Genomic DNA, 18,772 nt, shown 5'->3' with positions numbered 1-18,772 from the left:
CCGAAATATAACCGCCTATCCGTATTGGACATTTGTCTAATCACGCCCGGAGGAACGCTACTTAAGTTTACCTTAAACCTTAGCATCCTCTCCAGTATGACGCCCAATACAACGCTCCGTGTATCTGGTAAAACAAGAGTCCACTACACAACAAAACTCCTCACCCTAGCTTCTACGATCTGGTTTGGGATAACCACAATCGGGCTATGGCTCTTTGGTAGCTACATCCTGTTTTTTTACGGCAAGGCCACACTAACAGGAGATTTTGACCGATGGAACAACGTACTGCCACATGGCTATGTGATTGGCGACTGGCAGGGGAATCTGGTGGTGGGCATACACGTGTTACTAGCTGCCATTCTGGTCATTGGCGGACCTTTACAATTCATTCCATTCGTGCGCCAGTACGCACCTCGATTTCATCGCTGGCTGGGTAGGCTTTACATCGTCACGGCTATTGTTGTCAGTACAGCTGGATTAATTATGGTCTGGACTCGTGGCGCAGTAGGTGATACATTCCAACACATTTGCATCAGCATTCAGGCTGTTTATTGCATAATCTTCGCCCTGATGTCTTTTCGGTATGCCAAAGCCCGTCAATTTAATAAACACAAGGTTTGGTCTTTACGCTTGTATATGGTGACCAATGGTGTATGGTTTTTCAGAGTAGAGCTGATGTTCTGGCTGCTGATCAATGGAGGCCCTGCCGGTTTTAACCCCAAAACGTTTACCGGCCCTTTCCTGACGAGCCTTGCCCTGTTTACTTATGCCATACCTGTTTCACTCCTTCTTTTGGAACTCTATTTTTATGCCCGGCAAAAACAAAATGTGTCTTTAAGTCTCTTCGTTTTTACCCTGATTATTTTGGTGACAGTCCTACTTGCCCTTGGTATAGTAGGGGCAACAATGGGTATGTGGCTCCCCCGACTCGCAGACTAGTAGCCATGCGTTCTGCCATACTCTTTGCTTTTAATCGGCAGAAAGCCATTTTAACAGATTAAAAATATACAGACTCAGCTATTCAGAGCCAACGATAGCGCACCTGAAAGTTATATTTGCCAGAAATCCAGTTGGTCATGAAACGTTACCTCTACACCTTTATCTTTTTCCTTTTAGCCAGCCGTGCTTATTCCCAAAAAGTCGATATCCCCAAAGGGGCCAATCGCATTGAAATCACAAGCACCTTGTCTGATTCAGCGCTGGTGGATATGATTGCTTTTCGCCTTGAGTCAGCCGGTTTTTTTATCGAGCAGTTAGATAAAAACAAAGGCTTCGCCATGACCGAATACAAAAACATGGGTAGTGAGATCTCCATACGGATTTTTGTCCGGGTAGAAGGCAACAAAGCTGTTTTCAACGGCCAGGGAAATGCCGAAATTCTTGGCTACCAGTACCGCAATACGCCTTTGTTATATAAAGGGGCCACTGGTGGTGTAGAGAAAGGTGGTTTCCTGAATATGGATGGGGTCGTTAAGAAGTTAGCCAAAACAGTTGGTGCTTCCAGTATTGTTTACCTCGTACCTTAGGAAAGCTCTTTTTATGCGAGTAGCTATACGTCTACTGCCGCCAGTCGGGGCATTGGCCGATAGCCATTCAGGTTCGATTTCTATAACTTTAAAAAAAAATTTAGTCCACTTTATGGAATAATTCCTGTCAATGCATCTATCCCTTAAAAAGAGTCAGATGTAGATTTTCAGGCAATATGGATAAGTTTAACAATTTTTTTATAATCCACGATCCGCCTTAGTTAGGGCTCATAAAGAGAGGGTTTCAGATACATTAACTCGCATCCAGGATTTATCCGCTGTATTAATCCCTGACAGACAGGGACATCAAGTCAAATATATCCAAGTATTTATTGGTGGATTACAATAAAAGTGAAACAATTGCCCGAAAGCCTTGTGTGGTTTTTAACAGAAATCACCTATTTTTGTGGAGGTTCGACGGTATTTCTGCTAAATTTTTAGTGGATCAAACCGAAAGAGTCTAAATTTTTCACTTTTTTTACCGGGTAAACCAACTTTTAAATTTTAACCCTACAGTCCAGTTCAAATGAAAACACAAACTCCCTCTCCAGCACCCGCTAAAGCACCAGCCCCAAAAAAGAAGTCATCGGGCGGTCTGAACCCCGCGTTCGTCCTTCCGGTTCTGCTGATCATCGGTATCCTGACGTATATGTTCGTCTTCGGTGATGGCAGCCACTTTCAGGAAGGCGACAATACCAAAGAACCTCTTCCTGGCGACTACTTCGGTACCGTGTATAAGGGAGGATTTATCGTACCTATTCTGTTCACCTGTTTCCTGACCGTATTGGTGTTCTCGATTGAGCGCTTCTTCACGATTGGTCGTGCGAACGGTTCGGGTTCGATTGATGATTTCGTTCGGAAAATCAAAGGCCAGCTCGACCGCAATGAAGTAGCTGCAGCCATCCAGGAGTGCGATCGTCAGAAAGGTTCTATCGGTAATGTTGTGAAAACGGCTCTGCTGAAATATCAGCAATTATCGACTGATACCGAATTGAACAAAGAGCAAAAGTTAGTTGCCCTGCAGAAAGAAGTGGAAGAAGCTACCACGCTGGAGCTGCCAATGCTGGAAAAAAACCTGACCATCATTGCTACCCTGGCTTCGGTTTCGACGCTGATCGCCCTGCTTGGAACGGTACTTGGTATGATTCGGGCCTTCGCTGCCATGGGTGCAACGGGCCAACCTGACACGGCTGCTCTTTCAACGGGTATTTCTGAAGCTCTGGTAAACACGGCTCTGGGTATCGGTACGGCTGCTATTGCTACGATCATGTATAGCTACTTCACGAGCCGCATCGACGTGTTGACCTACAACATCGACGAAATCGGTCTGAGCATCCAGCAAAACTTTGCGGCTCACTACTAGGCCGTATCAGTGCAGTTGATGTAATTAACCAACCTGTCTGGTTTGATCAGGCAGGCCGAAACAGAACAACTCATGCCAGCAGTAAAAATTAAACGTGCCAGTTCGACGGTAGATATGACCGCGATGTGCGACGTGGCGTTCCTGTTGTTGACGTTCTTTATTCTGACGGCCCAATTCCGGGCGCAGGATGCCGCAGCAATCGAAACGCCATCGTCTATCTCTGGCATTAAAGTCCCTGATAAGGACATTATGACCATTGGTCTTGGCAGAGATGGTAAAGTCTACTTTGGTATTGATAACCAGCAGCACCGATTGGCTATGCTGGATAACATTGCCCAGGCCAAAGGCATTACCTTTTCGCCCAAAGAGCAGAAAGAGTTCGCCCTCATGTCGAACTTCGGTATGCCAATCGCCCAGTTAAAACAGTTCCTTAACCTGTCGCACGAGCAGCAGGGAAAAATCAAACAGCCTGGTATTCCTACCGATTCGACAGGAGCTGGTGCTACGAACGAACTGAAAGACTGGGTATTTAATGCCCGTAAGGCTAATAACGATCTCCGAATTGCGTTGAAAGGCGACAACCTTGCCAAGTTCCCCGAATTCAAGAACGTGTTAGCTACGCTGCAAGCACAAAACATCAACAAATTCAACCTGATCACCGGTACGGAAGCGCCACCGGCAGGTTGGAAAGCGGATGACTAACGTGCAGTGATTGCAACCGAATTGATTTTTCATCACGCGAATCTGTTAAGAAAACATGGCAGAAATTAACACTGGCGGTGGTGGTGGTAAACATGATGGTGGTAAGGTACGCTCCAAGAAAGCGTCAACCCGGGTGGATATGACCCCGATGGTTGACCTGGGCTTCCTGCTCATTACCTTCTTCATTTTGGCCACCACCCTGAGCAAACCATCTTCGATGACGCTCAACGTGCCAGATAAAACAAAAACAGAAGAAACGGAGCCTATTAAGGCCTCCAACGTTATGACGATCTTCCTGGGCAAAGACAATAAAGCGTATTACATTTTTGGTAAAGCCGCTAATGAAGACCCAGAAGTGAAGACCGTTGGGTACGGTTACGAATTTCGGCAGGCAGTTCAGGAAAATGCCCGCAAAGTTCCAGCCGATAAGTTTGTTGTGGTAGTAAAGCCAACCAAAGAGTCGACCTACAAGAATATGGTTGATGTACTGGACGAAATGGCCATTACTAAAACTAAACGCTATGCACTTGTGGATCAGTTAACTCCTGACGAGAAAAAACTCCTCAAGGAAAAGGCAAAAATAGACGCATAACACCATGGCAGAGGTAGACCAAAAGGCAACGCTCGATGATATCGTGTTTGCCCACCGGAACAAAGCATATGGTGCTTATGATCTTCGGAAAACGTACCCTAAAACCGTAACCCGCGCCCTCATTATTGGTGGTGTTCTGTTTACGCTGGGTGTACTTTCTCCAACGATTATCAGTGCCCTGACTCCGGAGAAAAAGGAAGAAGCAATGGTTGAGGTGGACCTTATGAAGCTCCCACCGCCACCAATTGACCCCAATGAGCCACCACCACCACCGCCACCACCGGTTGAACTACCGAAGGTGAATACGGTGAAGTTCCTTCCGCCGGAAGTAAAGCCGGATGAAGAAGTTCCTGAGGAAACTCCTCCACCAGCCGTTGAAGAGCTGAAGGAAGCTGTAGCTGCTGAAAAAACGCAGGAAGGTGACCCCAATGCCGAAGAGGTAATTGCAGCGCCTGAAGCTACAGCGGCTCCAACCAAAGTAGAGGTTGCTGTAGAAGCCGCCCCGAAAGAAGAGGAAATCTTCACGGTGGTAGAACAGCAGCCCGAGTTTCCGGGCGGTATGGCTGCCCTGGGCCAGTATCTGGGTAAAACCCTCCGATACCCTGCTGCGGCACAGCGTGCCAACATTTCAGGTCGGGTGTTCGTTAGCTTCGTCGTTAACACAGACGGTAGTATCCAGGACGTACAGGTTCTGAAAGGACTTGGATTTGGTACGGACGAAGAGGCTCAGCGTGTAGTAAAAAGTATGCCAAAGTGGCGTCCTGGTAAACAGTCGGGTCGTCCGGTGCGGGTAAAATACAACCTGCCGATCAACTTCACGCTGGAGTAATTCTGTATGCGTAGACAACATAGAGGTGCAGCCCAGTTGACGCTGTACATAGCAGCGCTGGCTTCGCTGGCATATTTGGGAGGAGGCATCGCACTGATAGCCTCCTCTCAGTCTTTTGGCATGTTACCTGAACCAGGATTCCTTCGGTATAGTATGGGGGCTTTACTCATTATTTATGGAGCCTTCCGGGGTTATCGCGCCTACCAACGTTTTCAAGAAAATGACTAATCGATTCTGGGTACTTGCCGGGCTTTTACTGAGCCTGATGGGATGTAGTGATAATCAACAGTTAGACAATCCATCGCGTGGAGATATTGTAATTGCGGCTGATGAGTCCTTTCAACCATTGGTTATGCAGTTGACTTCGGCCTATTCAGGAATTTATCCTGACGCTCATTTTAAGGTAGTGTACAAGCCTGAACAGGAAGCCATCAATATGATGCTTAAAGACAGTGCCCGGCTGGTTTTTGCCACACGTCTTTTAAAACCAAATGAGCAGGCAGTCTTGAAGCAGCGAAAAATAAAAGGAGCAAACGAAAAGATTGCCACCGATGGCGTAGCGCTGATTATTAATAAGGCCAATACAGACAGCCTTATTACTATGCGTGAATTACAGGGCGTTTTCAACGGACAAATCAAACAATGGTCTCAATTGAAGGACGGAAATCAGTCGGCTCCTATAACCTTGGTCTTTGACAACAATAATTCCAGCAATTTGGAGTTTGTATTAAACACTTTTAATGTCAAAGAGGTTAAGAACCTACGAATTTTCACTACGCATTCCAATCGTGAGGTGATTGATTTCGTTCGCAAAAACCCATCGGCTTTAGGATTTATCGGTGTGAATTGGATTAGTGATAGCGATGAACCACTTTCTCTTGAATTAGCTCGTGATTTACGGGTGATGGGGGTTTCGTCTAAAGCTAACCCAACCAAACGGGATGATTATTTTCAACCATTTCAGGAAGATTTAGGCATGCAACGCTACCCACTACGGCGTCCTGTCTATATCTTAAGTCGGGAAACGCATCCTGGCCTGGGTGGTGGGCTAATAAATTACATTACTCGGGATGCAGGATCACTGATCATTCGTAAATTGGGGCTTTGGCCTAAAATGCCATACGATCGAATCATTAACTTAACAAAGTGATTTAGTTTTTTTGGTTTAACCGCAATTTTTTAGTTTTGCTATTTGTTTTATAAGCGCAAACCTTTTTCATTTCCAATTTGAAATCCATGATGAACAACCGAAAGCAGTCGCTATTGACCATCCTGTTCGTTGGGGCTACCGTAACGACTCCTTTAGTGGCGCAGGATCTCCAATCAGCGTTGAAAGACATAGAGGCTGATCGATATACAAAAGCCGAGCAAACGCTAACTCAATTGGCCAGCAGTTCGCCAAACGCTGAAAATCAGTTTTACCTTGGCTACTATTATCTGAGAAGCGGGCAACCCGACAAAGCGAAGGCTGCTTTTGAAAAAGGCGCTGCCGCTGATGCCAAAAATCAGTTGAACAATGTGGGGCTGGCTGGTGTAGCACTGGCAAAAGGCGATGGTCCGGCTGCTAAAACATTGATCGATAATGCTGTTGCAGCTACAAAAAGCAAAGACCAGAATGTACTGATTCGTAGTGGCGAAATGTACACGCTGTATGAAGATCCCAAGAAGAACAATCCTGCTGAAGCCATTCGTTTACTAACGATTGCTGACGAAAAGGATAAGAAAAATGAGAACTCGGAGATTGAAATGCTCCTTGGCGATGCGTATTTCCTGAAAAACGACGGTGGTAATGCCATTACGAAGTATGAAAACGCAATGACCATTACGCCAAATCTGGCTGAGGCAAACTACAAAATTGGTCGGTTATACCTGCGTGGTAAAAACTATACCAAAGCGCAGGAATATTTTAAACTGGCGATCCAGAACGATCCAGAATTTGCACCAACGTATCTGGCTTATGCAGATGCTCTGGCGAATTCACGGGCGTATAAGAGTGCTGCTCAGAACTACGAATTATATGTTCAGAAAAGCGGTACTACTGATCCCGAACAGTTGCTGGATATTGCCCGGTACAAATTCCTGGCCGAAGATTACCAGGGAGCCATTGCTTACCTCGATCAATTGAAGGGCAAAATCAACAACCCAATCATTGATCGTATGTACGGTTGGGCGTATACGGCACTGGGCAAAAACCAGGAAGCTATCGAATCCCTGAATCGTTTCATCAATGCTGCCCCACAAAAAGTGATGGCAGATGATTACAAATTCCTGGGTCGCGCTTATAACCAAACGAAAACCCCCGAAGGCGATTCGCTGGCGATTGTAAACCTGGAGAAAGCTGCCCCAATGGATACGACAGAAAACTTGTATCGTGAAATTGCAAAGACATATTACGATAACAAGAAATATGACAAAGCAGCTGCCTACTATACCAAAACGATCCAGACGGATAAAAAGCCACAAAACAACGATTACCTGTGGTTAGGTTTGGCTAGCTATCAGTATGCTCCTCGGGTAGGTCGTGATAGCACCGCTGCTCCTATGGATACTTCCCAGATTCGTCAGGTAAAACAAATGTATTACCTGAAAGCTGACTCAGCCTTCTCGATTATGGCACAAAAGATTGAAGCTGATAGCAAAAAATATCCATTAGCTTACTACTATCGTGCCGGCGCGAACTACTACGCCTATGCAAATGATAAACTAAAAGGCGCTGAATTAGCTACTCCGCTTTATGAGAAATTCATTGAGCAGGCAACGAATCCTGATGCAACTGATAAAACCGATTATAAGCGGTATCTGATCACTTCGTATAAGTCACTGGCTGGTTTTAGCTTGTTGAAAAAGGATGATCAGAAAGCAAAGGAATATTTTAATAAAGTGCTGGAGCTTGACCCGAACGACGAAAGTGTGAAAAAAGCACTGGAAGAGCCGAAGCCAGCAGCAGCGCCCGCAACACCAGCAAAACCCGCTCCTAAGGCGGCTCCTGTGAAAAAGAAAGTAGCCGGTAAATAAGCGGATTAAAGGCAATAAATTGAAAAAGCGTAGGTTTGAAACCTGCGCTTTTTTATTTTGATAGTAGAAAAGCGTGACTATCAAGGAATATCGCTATTATTTTTCCGGGGCTGTTGTAACTTTGCGGGCGCAATTTTTTTGTCTAAAAACGACACCCTTTAAGAACCCGTATGCTTAATCTTGTACTGTTTGGCCCGCCGGGAGCCGGGAAAGGTACCCAAAGTGAGAAGTTAATTCAAAAATACAATCTGGTTCACTTGTCGACAGGCGATTTGCTACGATCGCAGATTGCTGCGGGTACCGAACTTGGCCTACGAGCCAAACAATTAATGGACAACGGCTTATTGGTTCCCGATGAAGTCGTCATTGGCATGATTGAAAATAAATTACAGGAAAATCAATTGGCACCTGGGTTTATTTTCGATGGATTTCCACGTACTGTTAATCAGGCTGTTGCCCTTGACCAACTGCTTGAGCAACATCAGACCCGAATAACGGTGATGGTAGCTCTGGTTGTCGACAGTGAAGAGTTGACTCGGCGGCTATTGCTCCGTGGACAAACTTCGGGCAGGCCCGACGATCAGAATGAAGAATTGATTCGTCGGCGCGTTCAGGAATATAATGATAAAACAGCTCCCGTAGCTGATTACTATAATCAACAGGAAAAATACGTTGCCATCGACGGCATTGGTAGTATTGAAGATATCTTCCAGACTATCTGCCAAAAAATTGAAGAGTCGGTAGTGCGGTAGAAAGATGTATGGCTTCGTCAAACTTTATTGATTACGTTAAAATAAATTGTCGGTCAGGAGCGGGCGGGGCTGGATCAGTCCATTTCCGCCGGGAAAAACATACCCCAAAAGGTGGGCCTGACGGTGGTGATGGCGGCAGAGGGGGGCATATTATTTTACGTGGAAATGCTCAACTCTGGACTTTATTGCACCTGAAATACCGAAAGCACGTTAAAGCGGGCAATGGAGTAGCTGGTGAAGGTGGCCGACGAAGCGGAGCCCAGGGCGAAGATGTTATCCTGGAAGTCCCACTCGGCACTATTGCCCGAAATCCTGACTCAGGTGAACAACTGGCCGAAATCACTGAAGATGCACAGGAAATCATCCTTTTCCCGGGTGGCCGTGGCGGTTTGGGAAATGATCATTACAAAACATCGACGCAACAGGCCCCCTACTATGCTCAACCAGGTGAACCAGGCCTGGAGGAGTGGGTCATTCTGGAGCTTAAACTACTTGCCGATGTTGGGCTGGTTGGCTTTCCAAATGCCGGAAAATCAACATTATTGTCCGTACTGTCAGCGGCCCGCCCCGAAATAGCTGACTACCCCTTTACAACCCTGGTCCCTAATCTGGGGGTCGTAGCCTATCGAGACTTCAAGTCATTTGTTATGGCCGATATTCCGGGCATCATTGAAGGAGCGTCTCAAGGTAAAGGTCTTGGCTTACGATTCTTACGCCATATTGAGCGGAACTCGGTATTACTGTTTCTTATCCCGGCTACCTCCGACGATATCAGGAAAGAGTATAATACACTGCTACACGAATTGCGTGAATTCAATCCAGAATTGATGGATAAAACACGTCTGCTAGCCATTACTAAAATTGATTTAGTCGATGCTGACACGTTAGCGGGGCTAAAGGAGTATTTACCTAAGAAAGTACCCGTCGCATTTATTTCATCAGTAAGCCAACGTGGGCTTGACGAGTTAAAAGATATTATCTGGCAAAATCTGACGGCTGTTGACCCAAACACGTAGAACGGGTACAAGTCGGTGCATACGCTTTGACTGGCCGTATTTTCAATGATTATGAACCATTTCTTCAGGACGATCGGTACAACACTCTGTATACTCTTTTCTTTTCTGGCAACAGCACAGATTCAGGTATCTTTCCCCGTGAGTCGGGCTGTTTTTCAACGTAATCAGTCAAACGAAGCAACGTTTCGAATCAACGGATACTATACCGCTACCGTCACACGTATAGAAGCTCGCATACAGGCCCGCGACGGTCAGGGCACGTCGACCGATTGGGCAACGATACAGAATACCCCTACGGGTGGTGTATTTTCGGGCGATTTGAAAGGGAAGGGCGGATGGTATAATCTTGAAGTTCGTGGGATGAACAATGACCAGCAAGTTGGCAATGTAACCACCATCGAACGAGTCGGTATTGGCGAAGTATTTGTTGTTGCCGGGCAATCCAACGCGCAAGGGGTGCATCAAAGCGCACCAAACCCACAAAACGACCGGGTAAACTGCGTAAATTATCAATATCCTGGCGATGGCTTTCCCAATGACCCACCGACGCCCGTATTCTCTATGTTGGACAACACGAATGGATTTTCGATTGCTCCACGAGGGATAGGAAGCTGGTGCTGGGGCTTATTAGGCGATTTATTGGTAAAACGACTCAATGTACCTGTTATGTTCTTCAACGGCGCGTTTACGGGTACAGCCGTTCGGAACTGGCGGGAAAGTGCCCCCGAAGGTGGAGTCGCTTATAGTGTATATAGTGGAGCCCCTTACAGCCCACGTCAACCTTATATCAATTTAAAGCTGGCTCTTCAGTACTATGCGAATATGCTCGGCGTACGCGCTGTACTGTGGCATCAGGGAGAAGCCGATAACCTGATCAATACCAGCACTGCTTCTTACGCCAACGATTTACAGTTTGTCATCAATCAGGCTCGTCAGGATTATGGTCAGAATGTACCCTGGATGGTTGCCAGAGCTAGCTACGGCGATTTTATAGGTGGTACCGATCAACAAATCATTGCAGGTCAGAACCAGGTCATCAGCACCGTGTCAAATGTGTATGCTGGGCCCAATACCGATGGTATTCAGGTACCGCGTACCCGTCCACCCTTGAATGATCCTGATGGCGTTCACTTCGATTACGACGGCCTTGTTGAAGTGGCCGGCGCCTGGAATGGTAGTTTAACCGATGCTTTTTTTCAGACAGCAACGCCTATAAGCCCTGCTTTAGCGCCGACGGTTAACGTTGAGTGTGCTGGTAACAATAACCTGAAATTGACTGTCGCCGGAAACTACCCAACCATTCAATGGGAATCGGGCGAATCAGGGAGTTCCATCACAAAAGGCGGTGGAACCTACCGGGCCAAAGTCAAAGATGCGAAAGGTAATACCTTCTTTACCGGCCAAATCAGAGTTTCGGATGCGCCTGTTGCTTCGGTTGTTGGCAATCGGCCGCCTTCAGTTTGTATAGGCAGCAGTCTTTCCCTCACAAGCAATTATGATAATGTTACCTGGATCAACCAACAAAACAATACAACCGTAAGCACATCCCGGGGCTTTTCAACGACCACAGCAGGCATCTATTTTGTACGCTATCGCGATATAAGTGGATGCGATTTCAATTCAAATACCCTTAACGTAACCGTCAATCCATTACCCGCCACCCCAACCATTACCAACGATAAGCCGACCACCTTCTGCCAGGGCGATAATACAGCCTTACGAGCCAGTAGTGATAATGTGCAGTATAACTGGAGTGATGGCCAAAATAATAAAGTAGCTACTATCGGTAAATCCGGTTCTTATTTCCTGACGGTTACCGATCAAAATGGCTGTACATCAGCCCAATCAAATACGATTGTTGTAACGGCCAATCCCGTTCCGGCGAAACCCGTTATTGCCGCAAATGGCCCTACTATTTTCTGCGCTGACCGGAATGTCACCCTAACAGCACCGCAGAACGTAGCTTACCAATGGACCAGCGGTCAGACCACGCAGAGTATTACGCTAAACCAGTCAGGAAATTTTGCGGTTCGCACCCGCAACGAATTTGGCTGTACCTCCGAGCAGTCTGACGAAGTAATTATTAAAGTAAATCCGCTGCCACAAACGCCGACTGTATCGGCTGCGGGTATAACCACTTTTTGTGAAGGGAATCGAGTCACACTAAACGCAACCAGTGCTGTAGGGGTCGTCTGGTCGAGTGGTCAAACCGATAAATCGATTGTCGTAACTACGTCAGGAAATTACGCCGTTCAGGCTCGGGACGACAACAACTGCCTGTCTCCGTACTCTTCGGTTATTCCAGTAAAAGTAAACCCGCTACCCGCTACGCCCACGATCGTAGCCAATCCATCTGCGACCATATGCGAGGGAGATAAGGTTACCTTACGAGTAGATGGGCAATACACTGTATTCTGGAGTACAGGCGATTCGACACAAAGTATTACTCGAACCACAGAAGGGACCTATTCGGCTAAAGTGCGGGATGTGAATGGGTGTATATCCGCTCAGGCTGGTTCAACAAAGGTTGAATTAAGACCGATTCCACCAGCCCCGACAATCAACGTAGTTGGTACATATACCTTACAGGCCATCAGTTCAACCAATGGTACTGTCTTTCGCTGGCGTCGTAACAATGATTCGCTGGCCGTTCAGACATCGATTATAAAAGCAAGTGAATCGGGAGCTTACACCGCCCGCTCGTCGATTGTTTATTCAGGAACACTAACCTGCTTTTCTCAACCATCGGCTCCCCTGACCTTTACGATCGACCCAAATGATAAAGGGTTAAGTATATACCCCAACCCAAATCCTGACAAAATTTTAACGATCGAAACAAAAGAGAACCTAACAAATGCCACGCTTACCATCTATACTCTAACTGGGCAAGTGGTATTAAAGACAACTGTACCGGCTTTCGATGACCGCAAACAACTTACCTTGACAGCTATGCCTTCGGGGTCTTACATTCTCCGCGTTCAATCACCTGGTTTCGATGTTTCGAAGCGAATAATCCTTGGATTGTAATATTAATTTGGTTTTAACCGTTTAATCATAGTTGCTAACCTTAATTTTGCATTTTATTGGGAAATCGCGCTGATCCGGTACATTAAAAACCGGCGTCAAGAGCGGTCTGATTTTTGCATATATTTTTGTTACTGAATTTTTTGTACAGTAACAGTTTACAAGTTATTGAAAGCCAAAATGAGGAATCGTTATTTATTTGTACATGTTTTAGTGTGTTGCCTAACCTGGATGAGTACTTGGGTATCTGCTCAAAGTACCAATTCGGTCATTAAAATTACTTACCCAGTTACCCGAGCTATTTTTCAGCGTGCGAATGACAATACCTGTACGTTTTACCTTTCAGGAAGTATTTATCAGCCCGTTGATAGTGTGCAGGCCCGCGTTCAGGAAGAAGTAACCGGACAAGGCTTAGGCACCAACTGGATAACGATACAAAAGAATCCACAGGGTGGTATTTTTCAGGGCTCTCTAAAAGCAAAAGGTGGTTGGTATCGTCTGGAGGTTCAGGCCTTTGCGGGTGGCAATGTGATAGGCAGCGATGTAGTTCGGAAAGTAGGGGTTGGCGAAGTATTTATCATAACGGGACAATCCAACGCGCAAGGGTTCATCACAAGAGCTGGGTTAAATTATGGGGCAACAGCCGCCAGCGATGACCGGGTCAACTGTCTGGCTTATGACAACATTGCGAAGAATTCATTGGCAGATCCCCCTGCTCCTGCCTTCCAGCAATTAACGGCAACGGCAATTATCGGCCCTCGTGGTCAGAGTGCCTGGTGCTGGGGCTACTTGGGCGATCTGTTGGTAAAGCAGTATAATGTACCTGTGCTATTTATCAATACAGCCTGGGAGGCAACAACGATTCAAAACTGGACCGAAAGTGCCGATGGCAAGATCACCAAACAGATATTTGCACTCGGCACCCCTGATGAGAATTTTCCAGTAGGTATGCCCTATGGCAACCTGTTGGTATCCCTACGCTATTACAGCTCCCTACTTGGTCTGCGGGCGGTACTGTGGCAGCAAGGTGAATTCGACAATTTCCCGCTGCACACTCCCCGTAAAGAGTATGCCACATCTATGCAGTATCTGGTCAATAAAACCCGTGCCGACATTCAGAACTATCCGGCCTGGGTGCTGGCCCGATCGTCGTATAGTAATAATTCAGTAAGTCAGGATGTTATTCAGGCCCAAAACGATGTGATTAACACCTATGCCAATAACGTTTTTGCCGGACCTTTTACGGATAACATCCAAATTCCCCGCTTCGACGACGTTCACTTTGGGAATCGTACGACAAATAATCCGGGCGACAAAGGCTTGATTGATCTGGGCCAGGCCTGGTATGAAAGTTTGAACACCGCCTTTTTCGCCAGTTCATTGCCCCTTCCTCCCCTACTCCAGCCAGCGATTAATGTTACCTGCGGGTCTTCGGGAAATGCTTTGACGCTTACATTACCGAATGCGTACAAATCATATAGCTGGAATACGGGTCAAACCACCCAAAGTATTACCGTTAGCCAGCCGGGCACCTATCAGGCTACCCTGAAAGATGGTGGTGGACGCACCTATCTATCGCCTATTCTTGAAGTTCAGAGCCCACTTCAGCCCTCTACGCCAACTATTTCTCTAGCTAGTCAGCCTGGTAAAGCGGTCGATAGCCAGCAACAAATTTGTGCCGATTCATCGGCAGTATTCGTGGCCAACACGAATGCGAACAGTACAGGCATATGGAGTTTCAGTAACACAACATCTACTGGTAAAACCATTACACTGAGTAAAGCCGGAACTTACACCTTACAGGCACAGAGCGTATACGGCTGTAAATCCAGCCAAACGGCGAGTATCAATCTAACCGTTCGCCCTAAAGTGCCCGTACCAAGTATTGAGCAGGTAGGCCCTTACAGCTTACAGGCAGTACTGCCTACACCTACCGGTGGGCAACCTGACTTGTTCGACTGGCGACGTAACAACACGGAAGTGCTTCCTAAAAATGATGCCGTTATCAAAGTAGTTGTATCAGCCAATTATTCGGCCCGGACAAAAACTACGTTTGCGCTGGCCAATGGCAATAGTCTGACCTGTTATTCGACGTTCAGTACGCCCAAACCGTTCACTTTTGATCGGTCGAACGGTGGCTTGGTCATCTACCCCAATCCGTCGGTTGATGGAACAGTAGCCATTGAAACTCTGGAAGATTTAAAAAATGCGGATATAGACGTGTTTACGTTAACTGGCCAGAAGCTATATTCCAGCCAGATACCTTTACTGGACCAACGGAAGGTGCTAGACCTGTCAGGATTAGCGCAGGGGGTTTATCTGATTCGTGTTCATTCGAATGGGTTTGACCTATCCAAACGAGTCATCATCAACCGATAGCCCGAATTAGCAGCTAAAACCAAAAAAGCCTTTTCTTGATGAAAAGGCTTTTTTGGTTTTACTCAATTGATCCGGCAGGTCCGTAATTGATTAGATCAATCGCGTATCGTATATTTGATGTATATTTGGCCCAAAGCAACGATAGCGGATTCACGCGAGTCAATTCGATTTATCGCTACCTTTGCCCGATCTTCGCAACCTAAGTCTATGAATGCAACCTATGTTCCGGCCGATTATCTGCCGGTGCTGATTCAACTCGGTTTAGCACTGGGATTTATCGTAACGACAATGCTCGTTACTCATGCTATCGGTCCCAAACGCCACAGTCAAAAGAAAGACGATCCATTTGAGTGCGGGATTCCTGTTCAGGGCGATGCACGTACCCCTATTTCCATCAAGTATTTCCTGATTGCCATTCTCTTCGTCCTGTTCGATGTAGAAGTCATTTTTCTATATCCATGGGCTGTAAACTTCAAGGGTTTAGGAATGGCCGGATTTATTGAGATGGTCTTGTTCATGGGGCTGCTCCTGGCTGGTTTCTACTACATCATCCGCAAGGGGGTTCTGAAGTGGGAATAAGGCCTAACAAATGAATCTTAGAGCATATTTATTTGTTGTTCTAGAAACTAATTACAACCGCAACGGAGAACCGTATTTTTCATGGCAACTGACATTAAGCTGGCTGAAGCCCCTGCAAGTTATGATGGACCAGGTTTTTCAGCTACTTCATTTGATAAAATCATAGGTCTGGCCCGCGCAAATTCGCTTTGGCCCTTACCATTTGCCACTTCCTGCTGTGGTATTGAATTCATGTCGACCATGGCTTCCCACTACGACTTAGGCCGTTTTGGGGCCGAACGGCCCAGCTTTTCGCCCCGCCAGGCGGATATGCTGCTGGTAGCGGGCACCATCGCCAAAAAGATGGCTCCCGTTGTTAAACAGGTTTACCTGCAAATGGCCGAACCCCGCTGGGTTATCGCTATTGGTGCCTGTGCATCGAGCGGAGGTATTTTTGATACGTATAGCGTCCTGCAAGGTATCGACCGTATTATCCCGGTTGATGTGTATGTACCTGGCTGTCCACCCCGGCCCGAGCAAATTCTGGAAGGTGTACTACAGGTTCAGGAGCTTGCTAAGAACGAATCGCTCCGCCGACGAAATACCGAAGAATATCAGAAATTACTGAATTCGTATAGCATTCAATAAGTACAGGATGAGTGAATAGATGAGCAGGTTATCTTCTAAGAAAACGTCTCCCCTATTCACTCATTTGCTTTCACTCATTCACTTTTGCCAATGCTGACCAACGAGGAAGTTGCGCAGACCATCATCAACCAATTCGGCGAAGCCGTTACCGACTTCGATGACCCGTATAATCTGCTGACGTTTTCGACAAGCCGTGAGCAGATTGTTCCGCTCATTTCTTTTTTAAAGTCGCACTCCACCTACCAGTTCGGGTTTCTAACCGATATAACGGCTGTTCATTATCCTGATTCAGTCGGAAAGGAATTTTGCGTCGTCTATCACATGCATAGTCTGATCAATAACTTCCGATTACGTATTAAGGTATACCTCACTGCCGACGATGTACATATTCCAACGATGACTGGCCTTTTTGCTAGTGCGAACTGGATGGAACGGGAAACGTTTGACCTGTTCGGTATCATTTTCGACGGTCATCCTGATTTACGCCGGATACTGAACATGGAAGAGATGGACTATTTCCCAATGCGAAAAGAGTACCCACTCGAAGACAGCACCCGGCACGATAAAATAGATGCATTGTTTGGACGATAAAGATTGAATGATTGACTTGTTGAATGAAAGGCTATTCAATCACTCAACAAGTCAATCATTCAGCAACTCAATCATTGAAATATGGTTTCTGAAGAACTCGACATAGCCAATAAAAACCTGCCTGCCGAACAAGGTCCGATTCAGTATGTCAATGAATTGACGACGTTGAATCTCGGTCCCACGCACCCCGCTACGCACGGTATTTTCCAGAACGTTCTACAGATGGACGGAGAGAAAATTGTATCGGGCGAGCAAACCATCGGCTATATCCACAGGGCGTTCGAAAAAATTGCCGAACGGCGGCCCTTTTATCAGATCACAACGCTTACCGACCGGATGAACTACTGTTCGTCTCCCATCAATAACATGGGTTGGCACATGACGGTCGAGAAGTTGTTAGGCATTGAAATCCCTAAGCGGGCTCAATATATCCGGGTCATTATGATGGAGTTGGCGCGACTGGCCGACCACCTCATCTGCAACGGAATTCTGGGCGTTGATACAGGGGCTTTTACGGGCTTCCTGTACATCTACCAGGAACGGGAGAATATCTACGAAATTTACGAAGAGGTTTGTGGTGCGCGGTTGACGACAAACATGGGTCGCATTGGCGGTATGGAACGCGATCTGTCGCCTACGGCCATTCGTAAAATCAAAGAACTGATTCCCCGCTTCCGTAAGGTTCTCACGGAGTTTGAAAACCTATTCAACCGCAACCGGATTTTCATGGATCGGGTGATTGGTGTAGGAGGTATTTCAGCAGAACGGGCGTTAAGTTACGGCTTTACGGGACCTAACCTGCGGGCTGCCGGTGTCGATTACGATGTACGGGTAATGAACCCCTACTCCTCCTACGAAGATTTTGAATTCGACATTCCCATCGGGCAAAGTGGCGATACCTACGATCGCTTTATGGTCCGGAATGCCGAAATGTGGCAGAGCTTACGAATTATTGAGCAGGCCATCAACAACCTGCCCGAAGGATCGTATTATGCCGATGCTCCCCAGTACTACCTGCCGCCCAAACAGGAAGTCTATAAGAACATGGAAGCCCTGATCTATCACTTCAAAATTGTGATGGGTGAGATCGACGCTCCGGCCGGTGAAGTATACCATGCAGTAGAAGGGGGCAACGGTGAGTTAGGCTTTTATCTGATCAGCGATGGCGGTCGTGCGCCCTATCGTCTGCACTTCCGTCGGCCCTGTTTCATTTATTACCAGGCTTATCCGGAAATGTGTAAAGGGCTTACCCTCTCCGATGCCATCGTAATCATGAGTAGCATGAACGTGATTGCCGGTGAGTTAGACGCATAGTTTTTAAATACGACTGGTTATGAAAGTCGATTGGGAGGAATTAGTAACCACATCGCATCTCGATACAGTGGGCTTGATTCGCCAACTGATCGACGAGCATGAGTACGAAGAGGCTAAAGAAGGTCTCAATGAATTATACGAAGCTATGGGGAGGGCCGAACGGCATGCACTTAATAGCCAATTACGCCGATTGATGGTCCATATTCTTAAATGGAAGTATCAACCTGATAAACGAAGCACAAGTTGGGTTCGAAGCATCGTCAATGCGCGACTGGAGATTAGAGAGTTGCAGGACTACATGCCTTCGCTCAATCAGCAGTACATTGAAAGTGTTTGGCAGCATAATATCAATGCCGCTATTGAAGGAGCTAAGGCTGAAATGAACCTATCACGAAAGGACAAATTTGAGCCTGCTGAGTTAACCTGGGATGAAGTCTTTGAGGATGAATACCTGCTGTAAATA

Annotated in this window: 17 protein-coding genes; all 17 read left to right on the top strand. The window is 46.6% G+C overall.

Going from position 1 to position 18,772, the window contains the following annotated elements; all coding sequences use genetic code 11:
• Positions 1 to 96 precede the first annotated feature (96 nt).
• The 17 genes from B153_RS0109610 to B153_RS0109525 all read left to right on the top strand — a co-directional run bounded on the left by B153_RS0109610 (position 97) and on the right by B153_RS0109525 (position 18,769).
• Positions 97 to 939 (top strand): DUF2306 domain-containing protein, encoded by an 843-nt coding sequence (locus B153_RS0109610; RefSeq protein WP_020596485.1) that lies wholly within the window; start codon positions 97 to 99, stop codon positions 937 to 939.
• 137 nt (positions 940 to 1,076) lie between these two features.
• The gene (locus tag B153_RS0109605) at positions 1,077 to 1,526 is read left to right on the top strand and encodes a hypothetical protein (RefSeq protein WP_020596484.1); all 450 of its coding nucleotides are present in this window, start codon (positions 1,077 to 1,079) and stop codon (positions 1,524 to 1,526) included.
• Positions 1,527 to 2,052: 526 nt separating this feature from the next.
• Complete coding sequence (locus tag B153_RS0109600; protein WP_020596483.1) at positions 2,053 to 2,889, top strand: MotA/TolQ/ExbB proton channel family protein; 837 nt, start codon at positions 2,053 to 2,055, stop codon at positions 2,887 to 2,889.
• Between the two features lie 72 nt (positions 2,890 to 2,961).
• The gene (locus B153_RS0109595; RefSeq protein WP_026262033.1) at positions 2,962 to 3,591 is read left to right on the top strand and encodes an ExbD/TolR family protein; all 630 of its coding nucleotides are present in this window, start codon (positions 2,962 to 2,964) and stop codon (positions 3,589 to 3,591) included.
• Positions 3,592 to 3,646: 55 nt separating this feature from the next.
• Positions 3,647 to 4,183, top strand: a complete 537-nt coding sequence (locus B153_RS0109590; RefSeq protein ID WP_020596481.1) for an ExbD/TolR family protein — start codon at positions 3,647 to 3,649, stop codon at positions 4,181 to 4,183.
• Positions 4,184 to 4,187: 4 nt separating this feature from the next.
• Positions 4,188 to 5,012 carry an energy transducer TonB gene (locus tag B153_RS0109585; protein WP_020596480.1) on the top strand — a complete coding sequence of 275 codons (825 nt, stop codon included), beginning with the start codon at positions 4,188 to 4,190 and terminating at the stop codon, positions 5,010 to 5,012.
• A gap of 220 nt (positions 5,013 to 5,232) precedes the next feature.
• Positions 5,233 to 6,162, top strand: a complete 930-nt coding sequence (locus tag B153_RS0109575) for a PstS family phosphate ABC transporter substrate-binding protein (protein ID WP_026262031.1) — start codon at positions 5,233 to 5,235, stop codon at positions 6,160 to 6,162.
• Between the two features lie 86 nt (positions 6,163 to 6,248).
• Positions 6,249 to 8,027, top strand: a complete 1,779-nt coding sequence (locus tag B153_RS0109570) for a tetratricopeptide repeat protein (RefSeq protein ID WP_020596478.1) — start codon at positions 6,249 to 6,251, stop codon at positions 8,025 to 8,027.
• Between the two features lie 170 nt (positions 8,028 to 8,197).
• The gene (locus tag B153_RS0109565; protein WP_020596477.1) at positions 8,198 to 8,779 is read left to right on the top strand and encodes an adenylate kinase; all 582 of its coding nucleotides are present in this window, start codon (positions 8,198 to 8,200) and stop codon (positions 8,777 to 8,779) included.
• Between the two features lie 8 nt (positions 8,780 to 8,787).
• A complete protein-coding gene (gene obgE / locus B153_RS0109560; RefSeq protein ID WP_020596476.1) occupies positions 8,788 to 9,795 on the top strand; it encodes a GTPase ObgE in 1,008 nt (335 codons plus the stop codon).
• A 51-nt stretch (positions 9,796 to 9,846) separates the two neighbouring features.
• Positions 9,847 to 12,822, top strand: a complete 2,976-nt coding sequence (locus B153_RS0109555) for a T9SS type A sorting domain-containing protein (RefSeq protein ID WP_026262029.1) — start codon at positions 9,847 to 9,849, stop codon at positions 12,820 to 12,822.
• A gap of 228 nt (positions 12,823 to 13,050) precedes the next feature.
• A complete protein-coding gene (locus tag B153_RS0109550; protein WP_020596474.1) occupies positions 13,051 to 15,198 on the top strand; it encodes a T9SS type A sorting domain-containing protein in 2,148 nt (715 codons plus the stop codon).
• Between the two features lie 207 nt (positions 15,199 to 15,405).
• On the top strand, positions 15,406 to 15,777 hold the full coding sequence (locus B153_RS0109545; RefSeq protein ID WP_026262027.1) for an NADH-quinone oxidoreductase subunit A: 372 nt from the start codon (positions 15,406 to 15,408) through the stop codon (positions 15,775 to 15,777).
• Between the two features lie 81 nt (positions 15,778 to 15,858).
• Entirely contained in the window at positions 15,859 to 16,404 is a 546-nt protein-coding gene (locus tag B153_RS0109540; protein ID WP_020596472.1) for an NADH-quinone oxidoreductase subunit B, read from the top strand.
• A gap of 90 nt (positions 16,405 to 16,494) precedes the next feature.
• Complete coding sequence (locus tag B153_RS0109535; RefSeq protein ID WP_020596471.1) at positions 16,495 to 16,995, top strand: NADH-quinone oxidoreductase subunit C; 501 nt, start codon at positions 16,495 to 16,497, stop codon at positions 16,993 to 16,995.
• An 81-nt stretch (positions 16,996 to 17,076) separates the two neighbouring features.
• A complete protein-coding gene (gene nuoD / locus B153_RS0109530) occupies positions 17,077 to 18,309 on the top strand; it encodes an NADH dehydrogenase (quinone) subunit D (RefSeq protein WP_020596470.1) in 1,233 nt (410 codons plus the stop codon).
• Positions 18,310 to 18,328: 19 nt separating this feature from the next.
• Complete coding sequence (locus B153_RS0109525; protein ID WP_020596469.1) at positions 18,329 to 18,769, top strand: DUF29 domain-containing protein; 441 nt, start codon at positions 18,329 to 18,331, stop codon at positions 18,767 to 18,769.
• Positions 18,770 to 18,772: the final 3 nt, after the last annotated feature.

Source organism: Spirosoma panaciterrae DSM 21099 (genome assembly GCF_000374025.1).
Lineage (GTDB): Bacteria > Bacteroidota > Bacteroidia > Cytophagales > Spirosomataceae > Spirosoma > Spirosoma panaciterrae.
Note: the sequence above shows the minus strand (reverse complement) of the source record. Positions and strands in the feature narration are given on the sequence as shown.

What these genes read in the sequence shown, in the direction of transcription:
- B153_RS0109610 (WP_020596485.1), top strand. Translation starts at nt 97, where the DNA reads ATGACGCCCAATACAACGCTCCGTGTATCTGGTAAAACAAGAGTCCAC.
- B153_RS0109605 (WP_020596484.1), top strand. Translation starts at nt 1,077, where the DNA reads ATGAAACGTTACCTCTACACCTTTATCTTTTTCCTTTTAGCCAGCCGT.
- B153_RS0109600 (WP_020596483.1), top strand. Translation starts at nt 2,053, where the DNA reads ATGAAAACACAAACTCCCTCTCCAGCACCCGCTAAAGCACCAGCCCCA.
- B153_RS0109595 (WP_026262033.1), top strand. Translation starts at nt 2,962, where the DNA reads ATGCCAGCAGTAAAAATTAAACGTGCCAGTTCGACGGTAGATATGACC.
- B153_RS0109590 (WP_020596481.1), top strand. Translation starts at nt 3,647, where the DNA reads ATGGCAGAAATTAACACTGGCGGTGGTGGTGGTAAACATGATGGTGGT.
- B153_RS0109585 (WP_020596480.1), top strand. Translation starts at nt 4,188, where the DNA reads ATGGCAGAGGTAGACCAAAAGGCAACGCTCGATGATATCGTGTTTGCC.
- B153_RS0109575 (WP_026262031.1), top strand. Translation starts at nt 5,233, where the DNA reads ATGACTAATCGATTCTGGGTACTTGCCGGGCTTTTACTGAGCCTGATG.
- B153_RS0109570 (WP_020596478.1), top strand. Translation starts at nt 6,249, where the DNA reads ATGATGAACAACCGAAAGCAGTCGCTATTGACCATCCTGTTCGTTGGG.
- B153_RS0109565 (WP_020596477.1), top strand. Translation starts at nt 8,198, where the DNA reads ATGCTTAATCTTGTACTGTTTGGCCCGCCGGGAGCCGGGAAAGGTACC.
- obgE (WP_020596476.1), top strand. Translation starts at nt 8,788, where the DNA reads ATGGCTTCGTCAAACTTTATTGATTACGTTAAAATAAATTGTCGGTCA.
- B153_RS0109555 (WP_026262029.1), top strand. Translation starts at nt 9,847, where the DNA reads ATGAACCATTTCTTCAGGACGATCGGTACAACACTCTGTATACTCTTT.
- B153_RS0109550 (WP_020596474.1), top strand. Translation starts at nt 13,051, where the DNA reads ATGAGTACTTGGGTATCTGCTCAAAGTACCAATTCGGTCATTAAAATT.
- B153_RS0109545 (WP_026262027.1), top strand. Translation starts at nt 15,406, where the DNA reads ATGAATGCAACCTATGTTCCGGCCGATTATCTGCCGGTGCTGATTCAA.
- B153_RS0109540 (WP_020596472.1), top strand. Translation starts at nt 15,859, where the DNA reads ATGGCAACTGACATTAAGCTGGCTGAAGCCCCTGCAAGTTATGATGGA.
- B153_RS0109535 (WP_020596471.1), top strand. Translation starts at nt 16,495, where the DNA reads ATGCTGACCAACGAGGAAGTTGCGCAGACCATCATCAACCAATTCGGC.
- nuoD (WP_020596470.1), top strand. Translation starts at nt 17,077, where the DNA reads ATGGTTTCTGAAGAACTCGACATAGCCAATAAAAACCTGCCTGCCGAA.
- B153_RS0109525 (WP_020596469.1), top strand. Translation starts at nt 18,329, where the DNA reads ATGAAAGTCGATTGGGAGGAATTAGTAACCACATCGCATCTCGATACA.